Below are 6,715 nucleotides of genomic sequence, written 5' to 3'. Positions count from 1 at the left end.
GTTGGCGCAGGTCCACGAACTGAGGGGTGAGCTCGGGCAGCTCCGCGTGCGCGGCCGGGCGGGCCGTCGAGAGCGCGAGATCGGCCGTGGCCGGCCAATCCTCGCCGCTGCGCTGGGCGATCAGCGCGAACCAGGTCAGCGTGACCCGCTCCCCGTCGAGACGAGCGTCGTAACCGGCCCGCCAGCCCGCGGTCGGAACCAGGTACGACACCTCCAGCTCGATTTCGATGCCCTCCACGGCGGCGGTGTCGGCGTCCGCGTCGAGATCGGCGTCGAGATCGAGGTCGACGACGACGGTGCGGGTGTCCGGGATGCGGGGGGCCTGCCGAGCCTCGATCATCCGGTCCAGGGCCGCGATGTGCCCTTCGAGCTCGGCCCGGCGCTCGGCGAGGGCGCGGCGACGGGCATGGACCTCGCCGATCCGAGCCGCGAGCAGGTCCTCGGCGGCGGCCAACCCCTCACCGGTGCCTGTGGTCGAGGCCCAGGATCGAGCCAGCGCGGCGGCCCCGGTGCGCCCGGCGACGTCGAGGAAGCCGCGCCGCGCCTGCTCGGCGTCATCCTCGTCGGCGACCACGGACAGCTCGGCTACCAGCGCGCGCCGACGCGCGGCGAGGTCGGCGCCAGCGGTGTCCGCGGGATCCGGGTGCGTACGGGCGACCACGTCGACTCCGAGCACCCGGGCCGGGCCCCGGCCACCGACGCGGACCGAGTCGGGCGCGAGCTCCCACGGCAGGCCGTCCAACTCGACCCGAACGCCGGCCACCGCGGACCCGTCCGCCGCGGGAACGGACAGCCGGACCCGGCCGCATCGGATGATTCGGGCACCCCGGGGGTGAACGACGATTCCGGTGATCGGCGCGTCGAGTCGCACGGGCTGTGACAAGTCATCAGGCGCCATGACATGTCAGCTTAAATGAGTGATCTGAATCGCCCTTGCGCCCCCAGGCGGTCGTTAACTGACCCGGCCGCCGCCGCTGCGCGCCCGCCCGGTTTCCGGCCAGAACGTGCCGAGGCTTACGTACGGTTCTACGGCCGAAAACCGTAACCAGGCCTCGGCATCGTTCCGCGGATAAGCGATCACAAAAAGATTCGAAGGATGCGGCGGTCGGAGCGGCACGCCGAACTCCGAGGCGGCCCCCCGTCGGCGAACACCCGCAGCGCGCGTACCTCGAGCCCGCTCACCTGATCCTCCCGTAGGTTCGTCCGGCGGGGACGTCGAACCGACGTGTGCGGCGGCCTTCCTGCGCCGCATCGAGCCGCGCTTCGCACGCGAGAGGTCCCGCTGGGCGGCGGCCAGCCGGCTGGCGGACCGGGCGAGGCACGTCGGGTTCGGCTCATGTTCCCCTGACGCTGACCGTCTTCACCCTGCCGAATACCCGCCGGTGCTGGTGAACCTTGACATGGCCAACGCCCTGCAGACGCACGCCGGATGTCCTTCACCTGCGCGGGCTGGTCCCCGGAGCGGATGCGGGTTTGCGACGGGTGCCGGTAGGCGTCGCGCCGTTCCTGCAACGCCGCGTTGCACAAAGCGCGATGATCGTAAGAGCATCGCGCCGAACGCGACCGCCTGCCGGGCGGTGGGGCGCGGCAGGAACGTGTACGCACGCCGCACCAGACCACCCCCCCTCACGCCACGGCCGCGCGTTCTGGGCGTCGATCCACCGTCACACAGTCCCAGCAGACATGGCACCGACAGCGGCAACGAAGCACAACCAGGACCACCGGGCGACCATCCGGGACTGCAGGTGCGCGAACTCGCCGCGCAGCACAGGGGACGTGAAGCCCATCACCTGGTGGGCGGTGTACGACGGGGAGTGCTCCGGGTGAGCCGCGACGAACAGGTCAACATGATCCAGTTCGATCCCCAACGCGACGACCGGCCAGTCGCACTCGGCGCGCCGCTCCCGGATGAGCGTGTCAAGGCGACCCCGGACCGGTCCGGACGGGGCGGGGCGGGGCGATACTTCGGGCACCACACGACGTGACAGCCGAGGTCGCAGGTGCCACCTACGCCGACCATCGCCCGACGGAACATGCAGCTGGCCAGGCCAGCATTGCTGGCCCATCCGGTACGGGTCCGTACCGGATTCCCTGGATGCCTGAAGGCGACAGTCCCCTCCGGAGGTCTTTGATGGAGGGGTGAACCCGCGGCGCGCGGGCCTCCCGACGCACCGCGGGAACGCTCGACGACCACGAACTCGACGACCACCAGCGGTGGGCAGCAGACACGACGTGATCGGCGGGGCACGTGAGCGCCCGAGAACATAAGCGCCCGGGAACGTGGGCAACTGGCAACGTGGGCGACAGGAAAGAGGCGATGGTGCGAGACGACGCGGCGAGCACGGAGCCGATGCGCGCGGGATCGGGCGGCCACCCGGGATCAGGCGGCGGCGGGACGGCCGGGGCGGCTCCGGCCGGCGGGGGCCGATCTGACCGGCTGGGCGCGCCCGGCCACGCCGGCGCCGAGCATCCGGTGCTCGACGCCCTGGAGGACGCCCTGGGACAGGCGTCGTCGAACGCGCACCGGATCGCCGGCGCGCTGAGCCGGCCGGTGTCGTTGGTCCGGGTCGGTCGCAAGCGCCGCCGGGCGCGGCGGGTGGAGCTGCCGGCGTCGCCCGACGGCCGGGTGATGGCCTGCGGGGTCTACAGCCACGGTCGGTGCGTGACGATGGACGTCGATCATTCCGACGCGCTGCAGCTGGCGCGGACCGAGCGGGAGGGCTTCGCCTGGCTGGGCCTGTTCGAGCCCAGCTATGAGCAGCTCGCCGCCATCGCCGCGGAGTACGGGCTGGACAAGCTGGCCGTGGAGGACGCGGTCACCGGCGGTCAGCGACCCAAACTCGAGCAGTACGAGAACCACCTGTTCGTGGTCCTCAAGACCACTAGCTATGTAGCGCACACCGAGGTGACCGGCACCTCAGAGGTGGTAACCACCGGCGAGATCATGATTTTCCTCGGCGAGGACTTCGTGGTGACGGTGCGGCACGGCCAGCATGGCGAGATGACCAGGCTGCGGGGCCGGCTCGAGGCCGCCCCGGAAATGCTCCGGCACGGGCCGACCTCGGTGCTGCATGCCATCTGCGACAGCGTCGTCGACAACTACCTCGACACGGTCGAGAGGATCCAGGTCGACGTCGACCAGATCGAGGCCGGCGTGTTCCGGCGCGACCAGACCCCCTCGACGGAGAGCGCCTACCAGATGAAGCGCGAGCTGCTGGAGCTCAAGCACGCCGTCCAGCCGCTGGCCGGCCCGCTGCGCACGCTCACCACGGACAGCCCGCGGCTGGTCAACGCGGGGATGCGGCGGTACTTCCGGGACGTCGCCGACCACCTGGAGCAGGTCAGCGAGCGCATCGAACACTTCGACGAGCTGCTGTCGTCGGTGCTGCAGGCCACCCTGACGCAGGTGACGATCGCGCAGAACGAGGACATGCGGCGGATCAGCGCCTGGGTGGCGATCGCGGCCGTTCCCACCGCGCTGGCCGGAATCTATGGAATGAACTTCGAGCACATGCCCGAGCTGCGCCAGACCTGGGGCTATCCGACGGTTCTCGCCGTGATGGCGACGGCGTGCCTGTTTCTGTACCGGGCGTTCAAACGCAACGGCTGGCTCTGACGCAACGGCTGGCTCTTGCGCCGCCGGTGACCCTGCTTTCTCTCGACGCCAGCCCTGCGGTCACTCAACGTCACAGAAGTTGCGGAGCTGACCGGCACCGCCCGGTCATCCCGTCCTGGCATGCGGATGACCCGAACGGGGTTGACTGGTGGCCCCCACCCCACCGGGGCCGATCCGTTGGGCCCCAGGGGGACCCGAATCGGGCGAAAAGGCCGACAAACAACACATCACGTGCTATGCACTCGAAAGCCTGGCAAGGGTAGCCGGTCTATAGCTCGTTTTTGCTATCAGTTGACTGCCGTGACGTATCCGTACGATGGGTTACACCCGGCCCTCCCCGTCGGTTACCGTAACCAACCGTGTCGGAGCAACCGGGTCTCGTGCCCACCGCTCGGAGCGGTTCCCCGATCCCCCACCCGTCAGGGGAGTACATGCCCTCGTCTGACCCCAAGCGGCGAGAGACCGCGATCCTGCCCGAGCGGGGCGACCTGATCGCCGAACTCGCCGGGCGGCTCGAGACCCTCGACGCGCTGCTGAACCGGCTTGAGGACGCCGAGCGCCAGGCCGCCGACGCCAGCGAGCACCTCATCCGAACCCGGCGCTGGCAGGAGGACACGGTCCGCACCATCCAGGAGGAACGGGCCCGCATGCGCCAGCGCCAGCACGCGCTGGACGAGCTCGCCGACCACGCCCGCGCTGCCGTGGCCGCCCTGGCCAACCACCGCTCGGTGCCCCGCGAAGTCCACGAGCTCGCCGTCGAGCTCCAGGTGCTCGACGCGGCCGGGTTCCTGACTCGGCGCGGCCGGACCCGATGAAGCCGTGTCCTAACGGGGATGCCCCCGCCTCCCCCTTTCGACTACTGGGTGTGATTATTCGGTGCTCGACCGGAACGACCGGGCCGGGCCAGGGTCTCCGTCGGCGTCCGGTCCGATCCCTTCGCCGGCCCGCTGGGCGAGGGCGAAACCGCTGGCCAACCCCAACTCCGGCGCCCAGCCGGGCCGCCCGCCGGACCCTGGGCGCGAACCGGGCCGAGTATCGGACGAAAGGCACCTCGGTGCACACTCCCTGTAGTTGGGAAGGACTAGTGTTTACCCACCCCGTCAAAGTGGACTAGTCTCACGCCGACGTCACGACAACACCGGGCCGAACGCCGAATCCTGCCCCCGGCCCCGGTGTCCCCTCCGAGTCGTCATCTGGGGCAGGAGCGGGGGACCCACCTCCACTGGCCGGCACCGATCCGCGGTGCTGGTCTCGGGGTGAAGTTCGAAGCGTGAAGGTCACGCCTCGAGCCGGGCAGCCCAGCCCGAACCCGACAGCTCACTTCGCAGGCGTACGGGAAGGAATACACCGTTGTCCGCGCAAAGCGTGCAGCTCGACGAAGATTCGCGAGTCGCCGGTCGCGGCCGTCACCGCGCCCAGTCCGCGCCGCCCGTTGCCCGTAGTCGGGCCCGTGCTCGTGCCTTCGCCGCAATGACCACCGGGACCGTCGCGGTCTCCGGAGTGGCCCTGGCTGGCTGCGCCACCGACGTCCACGCCGACACGGCGATGGAAGAGTCGCCAAACACCGCCCCGGTCACCCTCGCCGCGCAGATCGGCTCGCGCGCCGCCCTGGGCGGCAGCATCGCCGCAGCGGCGGTCAGTGAGCACAGCTCCTCGGGACTCACTCTCGGCGCGGCAAGTGGCATCGACGCCCCGCCCCTGGCCGGCAAGATCCAGGTCGGCCTGCGGGTGACGAACCCGGCCGTGACCGTGAACGCGAACGAGCCGATCGACATCGGCTTCTCGCTGTACAACGAGGCGACCCACGAGCCGCTCGCGAACCAGCTCGTCAAGGTGCAGGTGAAGCTCCCCACCGGGTGGGCCACCTTCAAGCACCTCCAGACGAACGCGCAGGGTTACGCCTCCTACACAGCACGGGTACTCACCACGACGAACGTCACCGCGATCTTCGATGGCACGGACGCCCTGCAGTCCGCCCACTCGGCCAACGACGCGACGCTGAACGTGCGCCCGCAGGTCGCCAACGTGTCCGCCCGCCTGGGAAGCCTCGTCGGCGACATCTCTGTCGGTTCCCCCCGCGTGTCCGTGCCGATCGCGTCCAGCTCGATCGGCGCGAAGGCCGTCTACCTGGCCTCCCTGCAGGCGGGCAAGCCGTACGTCTACGGCGCCGAGGGCCCCAGCTCGTTCGACTGCTCCGGCCTGGTCCAGTACGTCTTCAAGCAGCTCGGCAAGAGCCTGCCGCGGACCACGGACGCCCAGTTCGCGGCCTCCACCCGGGTATCGCAGTACAACAAGCAGCCCGGCGACCTGATCTTCCTGGGCTCGCCCGGGAACATCTACCACGTCGGCATCTACGCCGGCGACGGCAAGATGTGGGTCGCTCCGCACACCGGCAGTGTCGTGAAGCTGCAGTCGATCTACACCACCTCCTACTACGTCGGCCGCTTCTAGCGCGTCCGCATCGCGCCAGCGCACCGTGCCCCTGCGGCGCAGTGCCGGCCACCCGGTGGTCACCTCGTTCGGCTGGAAGGACGACGAAGCCCGTCCAGCCTCGAGCCGACCGCGCGCGGCCTCCCCTTCCGGTCGCGCGTGCGGTCCAGGCTGCCGGTCTGGACACCCGTCATCGCCGCGTCCACGCTCGCACCCGCCTCACCGGGCCTGCTCCCCCGGCCGGCCGACGCAACGCGCGCACCGCTGACCCGTCCGGGTCACCATCGCCGCTGCCCCGGACGCTGCTCCACGGCGCGGCCTCACGAGTTCCGGCAAAGCCGCCGGAGACCCGCACCCGGTCCGCGCGCCCGAACCCCGTGGACTTCTCCGCCCGCCTGCGCCCGGCCGGCCGAGCCGGGACCGACCCAGCACGCGGGCCCTGTCACCGCCCGCGGCACCACCGACCTCGCTACAGCGCCGGCCCCACGACGCCTCCTTCCGGCCGGACGGACGTCAGATTCCCCCCCATCTGACGTCCGTCCGGCCGGAAGGCCTCCGACTCCGCCGGCCTTCCCTCGGATCCCCCCCCCATCCGCAGTGGAAGGCCGGCGGGCCCTCGGGCTCCTCCCGGCCGCTGAGGTCCGCCGATGCCGCTACCCCCCTCCCGGC

At 70.8% G+C, this 6,715-nt stretch carries 4 protein-coding genes, 1 pseudogene and 1 riboswitch; of the genes and pseudogenes, 3 read left to right on the top strand and 2 right to left on the bottom strand.

Annotated elements, in window-relative coordinates:
• Together NBZ85_RS25455 and tnpA are read right to left on the bottom strand one after the other, a co-directional pair.
• On the bottom strand, positions 1-898 hold an 898-nt coding region (locus NBZ85_RS25455; protein ID WP_261562731.1), incomplete at its 3' end, for a DUF4139 domain-containing protein.
• 766 nt (positions 899-1,664) lie between these two features.
• Positions 1,665-2,035: pseudogene (gene tnpA / locus NBZ85_RS25450) on the bottom strand (IS200/IS605 family transposase).
• A 282-nt stretch (positions 2,036-2,317) separates the two neighbouring features.
• On the opposite strand from tnpA, the gene corA reads away from it, so the two are divergent.
• From corA to NBZ85_RS25435, 3 genes are all read left to right on the top strand, one after another.
• On the top strand, positions 2,318-3,616 hold the full coding sequence (corA, locus tag NBZ85_RS25445) for a magnesium/cobalt transporter CorA (protein ID WP_261559516.1): 1,299 nt from the start codon (positions 2,318-2,320) through the stop codon (positions 3,614-3,616).
• 431 nt (positions 3,617-4,047) lie between these two features.
• Positions 4,048-4,431, top strand: a complete 384-nt coding sequence (locus NBZ85_RS25440; protein ID WP_261559517.1) for a hypothetical protein — start codon at positions 4,048-4,050, stop codon at positions 4,429-4,431.
• 354 nt (positions 4,432-4,785) lie between these two features.
• A riboswitch (cyclic di-AMP (ydaO/yuaA leader) is annotated at positions 4,786-4,961 on the top strand.
• Between the two features lie 5 nt (positions 4,962-4,966).
• Complete coding sequence (locus NBZ85_RS25435; RefSeq protein ID WP_261559518.1) at positions 4,967-6,067, top strand: C40 family peptidase; 1,101 nt, start codon at positions 4,967-4,969, stop codon at positions 6,065-6,067.
• Positions 6,068-6,715 lie beyond the last annotated feature (648 nt).

The sequence above is a fragment of the Frankia tisae genome (genome assembly GCF_025403405.1).
Taxonomy (GTDB): domain Bacteria; phylum Actinomycetota; class Actinomycetes; order Frankiales; family Frankiaceae; genus Frankia; species Frankia tisai.
This window is presented reverse-complemented; position numbering and strand designations above follow the sequence as displayed.